This is a genomic window from Streptomyces sp. NPDC057900 (assembly GCF_042887885.1).
GTDB lineage: Bacteria > Actinomycetota > Actinomycetes > Streptomycetales > Streptomycetaceae > Streptomyces.
On the sequence record NZ_JBHVOI010000010.1, the window covers coordinates 49,780 to 62,806 of the forward strand.

General features: G+C 71.2%; 13 protein-coding genes. 4 read left to right on the forward strand and 9 right to left on the reverse strand.

The window, feature by feature from the left end; all coding sequences use genetic code 11:
- Nucleotides 1-34: 34 nt before the first annotated feature.
- The 4 genes from ACFVQ0_RS28705 to ACFVQ0_RS28720 all read left to right on the forward strand — a co-directional run bounded on the left by ACFVQ0_RS28705 (nt 35) and on the right by ACFVQ0_RS28720 (nt 4,902).
- Nucleotides 35-1,171 (forward strand): glycosyltransferase, encoded by a 1,137-nt coding sequence (locus ACFVQ0_RS28705; RefSeq protein WP_390092091.1) that lies wholly within the window; start codon nt 35-37, stop codon nt 1,169-1,171.
- Between the two features lie 111 nt (nt 1,172-1,282).
- The gene (locus ACFVQ0_RS28710) at nt 1,283-2,833 is read left to right on the forward strand and encodes a hypothetical protein (protein WP_390092092.1); all 1,551 of its coding nucleotides are present in this window, start codon (nt 1,283-1,285) and stop codon (nt 2,831-2,833) included.
- A gap of 234 nt (nt 2,834-3,067) precedes the next feature.
- Entirely contained in the window at nt 3,068-3,607 is a 540-nt protein-coding gene (locus ACFVQ0_RS28715) for a helix-turn-helix domain-containing protein (protein ID WP_390092093.1), read from the forward strand.
- The gene (locus ACFVQ0_RS28720) at nt 3,604-4,902 is read left to right on the forward strand and encodes an MFS transporter (protein WP_390092094.1); all 1,299 of its coding nucleotides are present in this window, start codon (nt 3,604-3,606) and stop codon (nt 4,900-4,902) included. The genes ACFVQ0_RS28715 and ACFVQ0_RS28720 overlap by 4 nt, the downstream gene beginning before the upstream one ends.
- A gap of 42 nt (nt 4,903-4,944) precedes the next feature.
- Here ACFVQ0_RS28720 and ACFVQ0_RS28725 read toward each other — a convergent pair whose 3' ends face one another.
- The 9 genes from ACFVQ0_RS28725 to ACFVQ0_RS28765 form a co-directional block, all read right to left on the reverse strand.
- Nucleotides 4,945-5,517 (reverse strand): YbhB/YbcL family Raf kinase inhibitor-like protein, encoded by a 573-nt coding sequence (locus ACFVQ0_RS28725; RefSeq protein ID WP_390092095.1) that lies wholly within the window; start codon nt 5,515-5,517, stop codon nt 4,945-4,947.
- Nucleotides 5,514-6,083 carry an isochorismatase family cysteine hydrolase gene (locus ACFVQ0_RS28730; protein ID WP_390092096.1) on the reverse strand — a complete coding sequence of 190 codons (570 nt, stop codon included), beginning with the start codon at nt 6,081-6,083 and terminating at the stop codon, nt 5,514-5,516. Before ACFVQ0_RS28730 ends, ACFVQ0_RS28725 begins: the two co-directional genes overlap by 4 nt.
- Nucleotides 6,080-7,906, reverse strand: coding sequence for an MFS transporter (locus tag ACFVQ0_RS28735; RefSeq protein WP_390092097.1), 1,827 nt, complete (start codon nt 7,904-7,906; stop codon nt 6,080-6,082). Before ACFVQ0_RS28735 ends, ACFVQ0_RS28730 begins: the two co-directional genes overlap by 4 nt.
- A 37-nt stretch (nt 7,907-7,943) precedes the next feature.
- A complete protein-coding gene (locus ACFVQ0_RS28740; RefSeq protein ID WP_390092098.1) occupies nt 7,944-8,384 on the reverse strand; it encodes a MarR family winged helix-turn-helix transcriptional regulator in 441 nt (146 codons plus the stop codon).
- An 89-nt stretch (nt 8,385-8,473) separates the two neighbouring features.
- Nucleotides 8,474-9,106 (reverse strand): HAD family hydrolase, encoded by a 633-nt coding sequence (locus ACFVQ0_RS28745; protein WP_390092099.1) that lies wholly within the window; start codon nt 9,104-9,106, stop codon nt 8,474-8,476.
- Nucleotides 9,107-9,177: 71 nt separating this feature from the next.
- Nucleotides 9,178-9,591, reverse strand: a complete 414-nt coding sequence (locus ACFVQ0_RS28750) for an SRPBCC family protein (RefSeq protein ID WP_390092100.1) — start codon at nt 9,589-9,591, stop codon at nt 9,178-9,180.
- A complete protein-coding gene (locus ACFVQ0_RS28755; RefSeq protein WP_390092101.1) occupies nt 9,588-10,607 on the reverse strand; it encodes an aldo/keto reductase in 1,020 nt (339 codons plus the stop codon). The genes ACFVQ0_RS28750 and ACFVQ0_RS28755 overlap by 4 nt, the downstream gene beginning before the upstream one ends.
- A 50-nt stretch (nt 10,608-10,657) precedes the next feature.
- Nucleotides 10,658-11,482: an aldo/keto reductase gene (locus ACFVQ0_RS28760; RefSeq protein WP_390092102.1), complete on the reverse strand. Its 825-nt coding sequence runs from the start codon at nt 11,480-11,482 to the stop codon at nt 10,658-10,660.
- A gap of 189 nt (nt 11,483-11,671) precedes the next feature.
- Entirely contained in the window at nt 11,672-12,886 is a 1,215-nt protein-coding gene (locus tag ACFVQ0_RS28765) for an ROK family protein (protein ID WP_390092103.1), read from the reverse strand.
- Nucleotides 12,887-13,027 lie beyond the last annotated feature (141 nt).

Here is a 13,027-nt window from a genome sequence, read left to right on the forward strand (position 1 = left end):
GCCCCGGGGGCGGCACACCCCTTACCCTTCCCCGATGCGCATCCTGTTCACGTTCATCGGGGGCAGCGGCCACTTCCGCCCTCTCATCCCGGTGGCCCGAGCAGCTCGGGCCGCAGGACACACGGTCGCCGTCGCCGGTGCGGGCAGGAGGGGGCCCGAGATCGCAGCCGCCGGGTTCACCGCCTTCGCCACGAGCGAGCCGCGCACAGGTGCGGAGGTCGCGGAAACTACGAGGGCCGCGGAGCGCCGGACGGTGGAGACACCCGATCCGGAGGCGGATGTGCGGCACCTCGCGGAGGGGTTCGCCCGGCGCGGGGCACGGCGGCATGCCTCGGCCATTCTTGAACACGCCCGTGCGTGGAAGCCCGATGTCCTGGTGCGTGACGAGGTCGACTTCGGCGCGGCGATCGCGGCCGAGTCGCTCGCCGTTCCCTGCGCGACCGTCCTCGTGCTCGCAGCCGGGGGCTTCCTGCGCAGGGAAGTCGTCGCGGAGCCGCTGCACGAGCTGCGATCCGCGTACGGCCTGCGGCCGGACCCCGAGCTCGCCATGCTGGACCGGCACCTGGTGCTGTCGCCGTTCCCGCCGAGCTTCCGAGACCCCCGATTCCCTTTGCCTGCGCGCACCTTCTCGTTCCGGCCGACGGCCTTCGGTCCGGTCGGCACCCCGCGCCGCACGCCTACCGTGTACTTCACCCTCGGCACCGTGAACAACACCACTGACCTGTTCTCCCGGGTCCTGGCCGGACTCCAGGAGCTTCCCGTCGACGTGGTCGTGACCGTCGGTGAGCGCGTCGACCCCGCAGGGCTCGGGCCGCTGCCCGGCCACGTCCGGGTCGAGCGGTTCGTTCCGCAGGAGCTGCTGCTGCCGCAGTGCGATCTGGTCGTCTCGCACGCGGGCTCCGGCAGCCTGATGGGTGCGCTCGCACACGGTCTGCCGTCGGTCCTGCTCCCCCTCGGTGCGGACCAGCCGTACAACGCGCGGCGGTGCGCCGAACTCGGCGCGGCACAGGTCCTGGACCCGGTCACCGTCACCTCGGAGGAAGTGCGCACGTCCGTATCGGCCGTGCTCGCCGACGTCGCCCACCGCCGCGCCGCCGAGCGGATCGCGGAGGAGATCAACGCGCTACCGGGACCCGAGCGGACGATTCCGCTGCTCGAAGCGCTCCATTGATCAACCCCGCCGCGAGCCAATATCCATGACGCCGCGTCAGTGTTCGCCCTCGGGTCTGCTCTGCGGCCGCCGGTTGTGGGGGCGATCGCGCGGCGGGCACTATGTGTTGCTGTGAATCATGCACTGTGCGGCCTCGCCGTCAACGCGGCTCTGCCCTCCGAGCTGGTCCAGCGCCTCATCGCGGTCGCGGACGCGGACATCGCGGAGAGCCTGGCCGGCCGTGCCGACCTCAGCCCCGAGCAGGCGGTGACCCTGGCCGCCCGGGTCGAGGAGAGTGCTGAACGACTTGCGTACGAGGGTCTGCTGACCGCCGCCGACATCGATCCCGTCACACAGCCGGGCGCGGCACTCGCCCTGCTCGACCAGCGTGCCGGGGATCCGGAGTGGGCACGTCTCCTGGCCACGCACCCGGATGTCCGGCGCCGGGAGAAGCTGGCCGCCTGTCCGGGGCTTCCGGACGACGTACTGGAAATGCTCGCCTCCGACCCGGAGATCCGGGTCGTCGCGGAACTGGCGCTGTGGACGACAGCCGGCATGGCGGCCCGGCTCGCCCGTCATCCTCATGCGGAGGTCCGCCGCGCGGCTGCGGCGAACGAGGCCACGCCACCGGACCTCCTGGCCGCGCTCGCCACCGGTGAGGGGATTGCCCCGGCGGAGCGCTGCCTGGTCTGCGACAGTGTGGGGACGCCGTTCACGCACGATCCGCACTGCCCGCTGCCCGACTGCGATCTGCGGTCCGGTGCCTCCTGCGACGGCTCCCACGAGTCCACCGTCCACGAAACGGCCGAACGGGTGCTGCGGAATCCCGCCGCGCCGGTCGAGGCTCTCGTCCGGTTCGCCGGCCACCCCTCCATGATGCTGCGCTGGGCCCTCGCCGCCCGCCCCGGCCTGCCGCCCGAGACGGGGCTGAAGCTCGCCGACGATCCCATTCCCGGAGTCCGGGCCGAACTCGCGGAGAACCCGGCGATCGACACGGCGCTCATGCGGAAGCTGGCCGCCGACCGCGGACACGACGTACAGCGCACACTCGCGCACAACCCCCGGGTGCCACTGGACGTACTCCCCGCCCTCGCGGCCGCCGTCAGAATCGGACCGACACTGCTGCCGCGGATATCCGCCGCCACCGATGCCGAGGCCGAGGATCTGTCCCGCTCGTCGAATCCCTCGGTACGGATGCTCCTGGCCCAACGACGCGATCTGCCGGGCGGGGTCCGCGACAGACTGGCCGCCGACCCCGACGCGAAGGTCGCCAGGTCCATAGCGCCGCACCCGGGCCTGTCGGAGCATCAGCTGCGGACCATGACCGCGCGGCACGGAGTCCAGGTCATGGCCAAAGTGGCGGCCAATCCGGACACACCGCCCGCCCTGCTCGAAGAGCTGTCCCGCCACGATCCACCCGCCCGCAAAGCACTGCGCGAGATCGCCCGGCACCGCGACGCGTCGGGACCCGCCCTGCTCGCCTGTCTCGCCGACAGCCGGGCCCGGCCACGTGCCGCCCGCCACCCGGCCCTTCCGACCCGGACCGTGGTCGAGCTCCTCTCCGACGACGACTGGCAGGTGGTGGAGGCCGCCGCCGCCAACCCCTCACTGCCGCCCGCGGTCATGCGAGATCTGGTATCCGAAGCCGAGCAGACTGCCACGGCACCCGCAGCCCGTCACTGACCGGAGGCGTGCTCCCACGCCACGTCCGAAGAAGCCGACCAACCGCCCGTGACCAGCGCCGCGATCGCGGACCAGTAGACCGCCCTGTGGGTGACGCGGCGTGAGAAAGCCCCGCTGGCGCGCTCAACGGCGCCGGGCTGGCGTAGCGAAGGCTCAGCACATCGGACAGCGAATTCTGAACGCCGTCACGGAAACCCCTTGCCCAATGGTCAAGAAACGTTGACCATTGGGTGCATGCCTACCGATGATCTGCCCGAGACGCTTCATGTCACCACCGACGAGCAGCTACGCGCCGTCTCCAGCCTCACGCGCCACCGGATCATGGCCGTGCTCCGCTTCGAACCGGCGACGATCACTCAGATCGCCGGTCGGGTGGGCCTCGCGAAGGGGAGTTCCAGCTATCACGTGCGGCTGCTTGAGCGGGCCGGGCTGGTGAAGGTCGTACGGACGCGGAAGGTGCGGGGGGTCACCGAGCGGTACTACGCGATGGCCGCGCGGGCGATCGTGCTGCCGGACCCGGGGACCGGACAGCCGGATGTGCTGATGCGGCATGCGGTGGCGGACCTGGAAGCGGCGCCCGTGGACGGCGAACGGTATGTACGGATGGCTCATCTGCGGCTCACGGAGGAGCAGTTCGCCGAGCTGGGGGCGCGGCTGGAGGAGCTGGCCGACGAGTACCGGCAGCTGTCGGATCCGGCGCTGCCGGACGTGTCGCTGGCCTTCGCGCTGTTCCGGCCGGGGCCGCGCGAGCAGGTCGAGGAGGAGGCCAAGTGACCTCGGACGCACGCACATTGCCGACCGGGTTCGGGCGGCTGTGGACCGCTCAGACCGTTTCCTCGCTCGGCGACGGCGTGACGCATGCCGCGCTGCCGCTGCTCGCGCTGGCGCTGACCCGGGATCCGATGGCGCTCGCCGTCGTCACGGCCGCCGGGACCCTGCCGTGGCTGCTCTTCGGGGTGGTCGGCGGTGCGCTGATGGACCGCTGGGACCGCCGGCGCACGATGTGGGTCGCGGACACGGCTCGTGCGGTGCTGCTCGTGATACCGGCGGCGGCCGCGGTGCTCGACGTGCTGAGCATTCCGCTGCTCGCGGCCGTCGCCTTCCTGCTCGGCCTCGGCGGACTCTTCTTCGACACGGCCGCGACGGCCTATCTGCCCGATCTGCTCGGCCGCGACCCCGTCCGCCTGGCGCGCGCCAACTCCCGGCTGCGCGGCGCCCAGACCGCCATGTCCGGATTCGCGGGGCCGCCCGCGGGCAGTGCGCTGCTCGCGCTCGGCCGGGCGGTTCCGCTGGTCGCCGACGCGGTGTCGTTCGCGCTCTCCGCGCTGCTCGTACGGTCGCTGCCCGCCGTGCCCCGGCCTGCCGGGGGCGTCCGCGCGTCGCTGCTGCGGGAGGCGCGGGACGGGGCCTCGTACGTGTTCCGGGACCGGTTGCTGCTCGGGCTCGCGCTCCGTCCGGCGGTCGGGAACGTGGCCTTCCTCGCTGTGGAGACCGTGCTCGCCCTCTTCGCGCACGACCGTCTCGGCATCGGCAACTTCGGCTTCGGCCTGCTGCTCACGGCGGAGGCCACCGGCGGGCTGCTCGGCGCGGGCATCGCCTCCTTCCTCGGCCGGCGGCTCGGCACCGGCACCGCGCTGACCTGTACGGCCGCGATCGAGGGCCTCGCCGTCCTGGGGCTTGCCGCCGCCCCGAATTCCTACGTGGCCGGGTTCGCGCTCGCCGTCTGCGGGGCGGGCATGGGCGCGACGATGGTGCTCGCGCCCTCCCTCCGGCAGGCGATCGTCCCGGCTCGGCTGATGGGTCGGGTAGCCTCCACCTCCCGCATGCTCGCGATGTGCGCGGCCCCGTTCGGCGCCTTCGCCGGGGGGTGGCTGGCCACCTCGTACGGCGTCCGCACTCCGCTCTACGCCGCCGCCGGCCTTCTCCTCACCATGACGGCCCTCACCGCGACCATGACCGGCAACCGCCGGGTCGAGGCCGCGCTGCGGAGCGCCGAGCCGGCCGACGGTCCGGACCGGCCGGTATCCGGGAGCCTCGTTGGAGAGGGCGCACCCGTCTCATCGTCGTGACCCTGTCGCGGACGGTGTCGCGGAGACGCCACGTGCCGGCGGTCAGCGTTCGTAGGTGCCGGTCAGCCGGCCCCGGGCGAGGACGGGGGCGGTGATGGCGCCCAGGAGTGCGCGGGGCCGTTTCCGGTCGGTCGCCGCCGCGCCGAGGGCGCCGTCCACGGTGGCCCCGAGGGCGAACAGCTGGAAGGTGTAGCGGTGTGGTCCATGGCCCTTGATGGGCGCGGGGCCGTGGTAGCCCCGTCCGATGGTGGCACGGAGCACCCGTACCCCGGTCGCCGGCCGCCGCGCGTCGAGGGCACCGGGCCCGAGGTCTCCCGATGCCGGGTCGACGAGAGCGACGCAGTGCACGGCGGGCCTGGACAGGGGGACGTCGATGTCCTCTACGACCAGGAGGAGTTGGGCGGTGCCTGCCGGCGGCGCGGTCCAGGCCAGGTGGGGGGAGAGATTCTCGCCGCCGATGTTCTTCGCGCCGTGCCGTGGTGGCATGGCATCACCGTGGGCGAAGTCCCGGCTGGTGAGGGTCAGCAGATCGGGGCCCTGGAGGTTCGGCAGATTCCACGCCGTATGGGCCTCCCCCGCCCTGCGGTTGTGCAGGAGTCGGCCGAGGAGCGTCATCGTGTCACCTCGACCATGCGGACGACCTCGGTGGTCGTGGCGGTTTCACCGATCTTGGGAAAGACGCGTTCGATGCTGTGGCGGTGGGCCTCGGGGTCGGGGTCGCACATGGCATCGGTGGCCATGACGACGTGGTATCCGTAGTCGGAGGCCGAGCGTGCGGTCGACTCGACGCCCGCGCTGGTCGAGATGCCCGCGAGGACGGTCTGGGTGACGCCCAGGTCTCGCAGGAGGGTGTCGAGGCCGGTGTCGTGGAACGCGCTGCGCCGCCGCTTGGTGATCAGGTGGTCGGCCGGCTGGACATCGAGTTCATCGATGAGGTCTGCCCAGCCGGCGGGCCGGGCGCCGTCGCTCCCGGACCGTCCGGCGTCGGTACGTCCCGACGCGCGTCCGGTGACGTTGACGAGGACCACGGGCAGTTCGTGGCGCCGGAAGGTGGCGGCCAGCTGGGTCGCCCGTTCGACAGCGGTGGCGGCGAGTGGGCTGCCGGCCAGGGCGGAGACGATGCCCTTCTGCAGGTCGATCACGACGAGCGCGGGCCTGGGATCGATCGTAGTCAGTGTCATGCGGTTGTCTCTCCTGTGGATGCCGGCCGGTTGCCGGGCCGGACAGTTCGGTGGTGCCGGCCGCCGGACAGGCCTCGCCCCTGCGGTCGTGGGAGGGGGGCTGCGGTCGGGGTCTCGTGCGGCGCCGGGGGCCTGGCCGCGGGGCCGCTGCCGCGCAGTACGGAGGCGATCGCGGCGAGCAGCGCGAGAGCGGCCCCGAAGGCGAAGACGATGATCAGGCCGGAGTGGAAGGGGCCGGCGATCAGGGGCGGGAAGAACTCGCGTCCGGTCAGGGCCTGTTGCTGCGCTTCGGTGAGGTGAGCGAGAGCGCCGGTGGGCTGGAGGAGGTGCTGGATCGGATTGACGCCCAGCTGGGCGGCGAAGAGGGAGGAGACGGGGGGCAGGTTGCCGACCTGGCCGGCGATATGCGCCGGTACGCCTTGCTGCCGCAGTGCGCCGGTCAGCGTGTGCGGGAGGCTGCCGGCCAGTCCGGCGATCATGAGGGAGAAGAACACGCCGATGGATACGGCGGTGCCGGAATTCTGGAATGTGGCGCGCATGCCGGAAGCGACGCCACGTAGCCTCGCGGGCACACTGCCCATGATCGAGGAGGAGTTGGGCGAGGCGAACATGCCGCTGGCGATCCCGTTGAGCGTGATCAGCACAGCGAATATCCAGTAACTGAAGTCGATCGGCAGGAACATCAGCCCCAGGAAGCTCGCGCCGAAGAGCAGCGCGCCGCCGGTGGCCAGGCCCCGGGAGCCGATCCGGTCGGACAGGTAGCCGGATACCGGCCCGGCGGCGAGAAAGCCGGCTGTCAGCGGCAGCATGAAGATGCCGGCCCACAGGGGCGTGTCGCTGTAGTCGTAGCCGTGCAACGGCAGCCAGATGCCCTGGAGCCAGATGATCAGTACGAACTGCATCCCGCCCCGGCCGATCGAGATGGCCAGGCCCGCCAGGTTGCCGAAGGTGAAGGCCCGCAGGCGGAACAGACTCAGTTCGATCATGGGGGCGGAAACACGGTTCTCGATGACGACGAACACCGCCAGGAGGATCAGTCCCCCGGCTATCAGCCCGTCGGCCAGCGGATTGGTCCAGCCCATGGTGTGCCCGCCGTAGGGCTGGAGGCCGAAGGTGACCGCGATCAGGACCGCGCTGAGTCCGACCGCGAAGGTGACGTTGCCCCACCAGTCGATCCGGCCGCCGCCGCGCTTTCCGGTCTCCCGGAGGGTGCGGTAGGCCCAGACCGTGAAGAACACTCCGACCGGCACGTTCACCCAGAACACCGCCCGCCAGTCCCAGGCCGCCAGCAGTCCCCCGGCGACCAGACCGATGAACATCCCGGCCAGGGCGGCGACCTGATTGATGCCCAGGGCGAAGCCGCGCTGTTCCTCGGGGAACGCGTCGGTCAGGATCGCGGCCGAGTTCGCCGTCAGCATCGAGCCGCCGACGGCCTGCAACAGGCGCCAGGCGATCAGCCACATCGCTCCGTGGCCCCCGTCGAACGGGTCGAAGGACAGCAATATCGAGGCGAAGGTGAAGACCGCGAACCCTGAGTTGTAGATCAGGACCCGGCCGTACATGTCTCCCAGTCGCCCTACCGTGACCACCAGGACGGCCTGGACCAGCCGGTATCCCATGATCATCCACAGCAGGTAGGCGATGTTGCCCGGGGCGAGCGGGTCCAGGTGCACGCCCCGGAAGATGGCAGGCAGGGCGATCAGCACGATGGAGCCGTCCAGCGCGGACATGAAGACCGCGGCGGTCGTATTCGTCAGCGCCGTCCATTTGTACCGGTCACCGGGCGAGCCGCCAGTGGCGTGCGTCCTGGCTGGGTCCGTCATCCGTCTGACTCCTCGTGGTCGCGTCGGTGCCGGATGTTCAGATGTTCTGGGCCAGCCGGTCCAGCAGTGGCCCTGCCGCCGCGAGCCGCTCCAGCTCGGTCTGAGTGAACGCGCCGCCGGCCAGGGCCTGGGCGATGAGCTCGGTGCGCGCGTTGCGTTTGTTGCTCAGCTCCCGCCGGCCGGCCTCGCTCACCGACAGCACCACGCGCCTGCCGTCGTCCGGGTCGGGGTTGCGCTCGACCAGGCCCCGGGACCTCAGCGCGGCGAGCGTCGCCCCCATGGCCTGGGCGGTGATCTGTACTTCCCGGGCCAGTGCGGAGGAGGTGGTGGGCCCCGAACGCTCCAGATGTGACAGGGCGGTCCGCTCGGGCATCGTGAGCCCGCCTCCGGTGGGCACCTGCCGCACGCGCCGCAGCAGCGCTCCGACGCCCACGAGCAGGGAGGCGGCGACCTTTCCCGGATCAAGATCTTCGTTCATCTAATAAGGCTACCTTATCAAGCAGCCTTATTAGTTTTCGGGAGCGATCGGCCTCTCGGCGCACCTGTTGCCGCGTCGGCCGAGGGAACTCAGCCGTCCAGCAGGGGCCCGAGCGACGCCTGGAGGTCCGATGGTCCGCGGAAGTGCACGCCGGTCATCCCGAGCGCGACCGCGGCTTCGATGTTCTCCAGCCGGTCGTCCACGAAAAGGCATCGGTCCACGGCGACTCCGGCCCGCTCGGCAGCGATCTCGTAGATCTTCGGGTCCGGCTTGGCGACCCCCACCCGGGCACTGCTCACGACATGGTCAGCGAGGTCCGCCAGCCCCAGCGACACCAGATCGCTCTCCAACTCCAGGGTCGCGTTGGTCACCAGGACCAGGGGGACGTGAGCGCGCACCCGGCGGAGCAGGCCCACCACCACCTCGTCGGCACGGAACGGCGCCTCGGCGAGCGCCGCGCCCAGCTCGTGAGCCCGCGCCCGCGGCACCCGGCAGGACAGGCCGAGCGCGATGGACTCCACCCACTGGTTCTGAGTGATCTCACCGAGAAGCAGTGGCAGATCCGTCTCCGGCGCAAAGGCCACTTCCATGGTCGTGCCCGGAGCCAGCCCCGCGAGGCGCTCCAGGCTCGTCAACCGTGTCGTGTCATAGAACCGGATCACGTTGTCGAAATCGCACAACACCGCGTCGAAAGCCCTGCGAGAGGGGTGAGTAGTCGTCACCGCCCCTGGATAGCACAGGGGCGGTGAGCGGCTGGTGTCTCAGGTGTTCTTGTTCCCGGGTGCCCGCCGGGTCAGGCGGAGAGGGTTCTCTCCAGCGCGGCGAGTCCGTCGCGGTAGATGCCCTCGAAGAGTGCGGTCGCCTCTCCGTCCGTGACTCCGTCCGGGGTGAACGTTCCCGACCACTCCACCCTGGATCCCGCCACGCCCAGGTCGACGACCCGGAGGGTGGAGCGGTAGCCCGTAACCGGGAAGGGGGCCCGGACTATGGAGTAGGCGTAGCTGCGGGCCCGCTCGTCGAAGGACTCCAGGCGTTCCACGATGACGCCGCCCTCCTCGTTCGTCAGAGTGCGCAGCCGGGCACCCTCGCCGAGCCGGCTCTCCTTGATGTAGGGGAGCCAGTCCGGCAGGGAGCCGAAGCCGCCGATGAGCTGCCAGACCCGGTCCGCGGACGACGCTGTGGTGAGGGTGACGGTGGTGGCGGTCATGACGCTTCCCGGACGGGAACGGGCGCGTCGTGGGCGATGATCTTCTGGTCCCGCAGCGCCTTCCAGAAGGCGTACGGCACGTTCTCGGTGAGGGCGCCGAGGTCCTCGGCTATCCGGCTGGGGCGGGTCGCGCCGGGGATGGCCGCGGCGACGGCCGGGTGCGCCAGGACGAACTGGAGCGCGGCGGACTTGATGCCGATGCCGTTCTCCTGTGCCAGCGCCTTGATCCGGCTCACCTTCTCGACGATCTCCGCGGGCGCCTCGGCGTACTCGTAGTGGTTGCCGCCGGCGAGGATACCGGAGCTGTAGGGGCCGCCGACGACGATGTCGACGTGTCGCTCGGCCGCGGCGGGCAGGAGGCGCTGCAGGGCCCGCGCGTGGTCGAGCAGGGTGTAGCGGCCGGCGAGGAGGAACGCGTCGGGACGCGGCTCGTCCAGGTCCAGGGTCATCTCCAGCGGCTCGACCTTGTTGACGCCGAGGCCCCAGGCCTTGATGACCCCCTCCTCGCGCAGCCGGGTCAGGGCGCGGAACGCACCGGTGCGGGCGCTCTCGTACATGGCGATCCAGTCGTCGCCGTAGAAGTCCTGGGCGATGTCGTGGACCCAGACGATGTCGAGGCGGTCCGTCCCGAGGCGCTTGAGGCTGTCCTCGACGGAGCGCAGCGTCGCGTCGGCGCTGTAGTCGTTGACGATCCTGTTGGGGCGTCCGTGCTCGAAGAGGGCGCCCTTCTCTCCGAGTCGGCGGCTCGCGGGGTCCTCGGTCTCGTCGAGGATGACCCGGCCGACCTTGGTGGACAGGACGTACTCGTCGCGCGGCTTGTCGGCGAGGACGTCGCCGAGGCGGATCTCGGCGAGTCCGGCGCCGTACAGCGGGGCGGTGTCGAAGTAGCGGATGCCCTGGTCCCAGGCGGCCTGCACGGTGGCGGCGGCCTCTTCGTCGGGGATGGCGCGGAACATGTTGCCCAGGGGGGCGGTGCCGAAGCCGATGCGGCCGGGCAGCAGGGAGCGGATGGTCATGGTGGTGCCTCGATCTTGTGCGTGGGGGGTGCGGCGGTGGCCGGGGAGGGTCAGTTGAGGGTGTCGGGGTCCGGGCCGGTGCGCAGGGCGCGGTCCAGGGTGGTGAGGGCCGCGATGTCCTCGGTGCTCAGCCGGAAGCCGAAGACGTCGAGGTTCTCGCGGATGCGGGCCTCTGTCACCGACTTGGGGATGACCACGTTGCCGGTCTGCAGGTGCCAGCGCAGGACGATCTGGGCCGGGCTCCTGCCGTGCTTCGCCGCGAGGGAGACGACCGCCTCGTCGCTCAGGACGGCGCCCTGGGCGAGCGGGCTCCAGGCCTCGGTGGCGATGCCGTGGCGGGCGTGGAATTCGCGCAGTTCCCGCTGCTGGAGGCCGGGGTGCAGCTCGATCTGGTTGACGGCCGGAACGACGGTGGCGCTCTTCAGCAGGCGGTCCAGGTGGGCGGGCTGGAAGTTGGAGACGCCGATGGCGCGGGTGCGTCCGTCCGCGAGGAGCTTCTCCAGGGCGCGCCAGGTGTCGGAGTAGAGGTCGCGGGCCGGGGTCGGCCAGTGGATCAGGTAGAGGTCGACGTGGTCGAGCCCGAGCTTTTCCAGGGAGGCGTCGAAGGCGGCCAGCGCGGCGTCGTAGCCCTGGTCGGCGTTCCACAGCTTGGTGGTGATGAACAGCTCGTCACGGGCGACGCCGGATTCGGCGAGGGCGCGGCCGACGTCCCGCTCGTTGCCGTAGATCGCGGCGGTGTCGATGCTGCGGTATCCGGCGTCCAGGGCCGTGGCGACGGCGGCGGTGGTCTCCTCGTCGGGGACCTGGAAGACCCCGAAGCCGAGCTGCGGCATGGTGACGCCGTTGTTGAGGGTGATGTTCGGGATGGAGCTCATGATGTCTCGTTCTCTCCGGGGGGACACGCGTGCAACAGCGCCTTACAAGCGAAAACAATAATTGCAAGCGCGGGCTATTGCAAACGCACCATGCTGGCGTACGCCTTATGTCCCGGAGCTCTCCGGTCCGCGTGTCCCCTCGCCCGTCGTCTCCCCGCCCGTTGTCCTCTCGCCTCGCCCGTCGTGTCCTCAGCCCAGCAGCAGGGACCTCGGCTGGGCTGAGAGCGCCTGGTCGAGGACGAGGGAGGCCGCTCCGACGGCGGCCACGTTCTCGCCCAGGACGGTCGAGGCGACGGTCGTGGCGTGGGCCGCCCTGACGAACGGGGACCTCGCCACCATCGGCTCGATGGTGGTCAGCAGACGCTCGCCCAGTACGTGCCAGGCAGGCCCCCCGAAGACGATGCTGTCGACGTCCAGCAGCGTCGCCGCCGCGCACACCCCCCGCCCTACGCGCAGCCCCAGCCGCTCGATGATGCCGTCCGCCTGGGCGTCCCCCTCCGCGGCGAGCTGCCCGAGGCGCTCCAGGCCGCTCTGCGCGTCGGCCGGATCGAGCACGGTGTACTCGCCACCGAGCACGCCGAGAGCGATGGCCTCCTCGACCAGGGTCCGCGTCGAGCAGGCGGCGCCGAGCCCGCCCACCTCGCCCGCGTTCCCGGAGACGCCGCGCAGCACGGTGTCGTCCACCACGAGCCCCATGCCGGAACCCGTACCGAGGTAGAAGAAGAGCAGGTTGCGGCTGTCGGTGCCCGTCCCCGCCCAGCGCTCGGCGACGACGGCGGCCGTGACGTCCTTGTCGAGCAGGGCCGGGAACCCGGTCGCCTCGCTCAGCCGGTCGCGCAGCGGATAGCGGCCCCAGCCATGCAGCTCGGGCGGTTCCACCACCCACCCCGCGGTGACGTCGATGGGACCCGGCGCGGCGATGCCGAGGCCGAGGATCCGTCCGTCGTCGATCCCGGACTCCGCCACGATCCCGGACACGGACGCGGCCATGTCCGCGACGGTGCCGTCGGTGTCGCCGCCACTGGGGGTACGCCGGCTGCGCTGGGCGACGACCTTCCCGAGCAGGTCCACCAGGACGCAGGTGATCACGGCGGGGTCGAGGTGGACGCCCACCGCGTACCGGGAGGTGGGGACGATCTCCAGCAGGGTGCGGGGCTTTCCGCTGCCGGTGTTGTGCTTGCCCGACTCACGGGCGAGGCCCTGGTCGAGCAGTCGTCGGGTGATGTTGGAGACGGTCTGCGCGGACAGGCCGGTGGCCTGCGCGAGCTCCACCCGGCTCAGTCCGCCGCGCCCCCGCCGGCGGATGGCGTCGAGGATCACGGACTCGTTGAAGTCCCCCATCCTCGGCAGATTGGTGCCACGCCGGATGGCGCCCTTCTCCGTGCTCGCCGTCTTGCTCGTCAACGTGTCTCTCCCAGCCTCTGCGGGCGGCGGCGCGATCGCCGCCCCGCCTGCGACGGCAACAGAATCGATGGAATGGTACGACGCGGGCGGGACAGCGCGCCGGGGGCGGACGCGCCCCTCGGCACAACTGTCCCTCTCGCC

Excerpts from the sequence above, each read along its gene's own strand:
- ACFVQ0_RS28730 (WP_390092096.1), bottom strand. The coding sequence starts at position 6,083 with ATGACACTGACTACGATCGATCCCAGGCCCGCGCTCGTCGTGATCGAC.
- ACFVQ0_RS28750 (WP_390092100.1), bottom strand. The coding sequence starts at position 9,591 with ATGACCGCCACCACCGTCACCCTCACCACAGCGTCGTCCGCGGACCGG.
- ACFVQ0_RS28755 (WP_390092101.1), bottom strand. The coding sequence starts at position 10,607 with ATGACCATCCGCTCCCTGCTGCCCGGCCGCATCGGCTTCGGCACCGCC.
- ACFVQ0_RS28705 (WP_390092091.1), top strand. The coding sequence starts at position 35 with ATGCGCATCCTGTTCACGTTCATCGGGGGCAGCGGCCACTTCCGCCCT.
- ACFVQ0_RS28760 (WP_390092102.1), bottom strand. The coding sequence starts at position 11,482 with ATGAGCTCCATCCCGAACATCACCCTCAACAACGGCGTCACCATGCCG.
- ACFVQ0_RS28715 (WP_390092093.1), top strand. The coding sequence starts at position 3,068 with ATGCCTACCGATGATCTGCCCGAGACGCTTCATGTCACCACCGACGAG.
- ACFVQ0_RS28735 (WP_390092097.1), bottom strand. The coding sequence starts at position 7,906 with ATGACGGACCCAGCCAGGACGCACGCCACTGGCGGCTCGCCCGGTGAC.
- ACFVQ0_RS28740 (WP_390092098.1), bottom strand. The coding sequence starts at position 8,384 with ATGAACGAAGATCTTGATCCGGGAAAGGTCGCCGCCTCCCTGCTCGTG.
- ACFVQ0_RS28725 (WP_390092095.1), bottom strand. The coding sequence starts at position 5,517 with ATGACGCTCCTCGGCCGACTCCTGCACAACCGCAGGGCGGGGGAGGCC.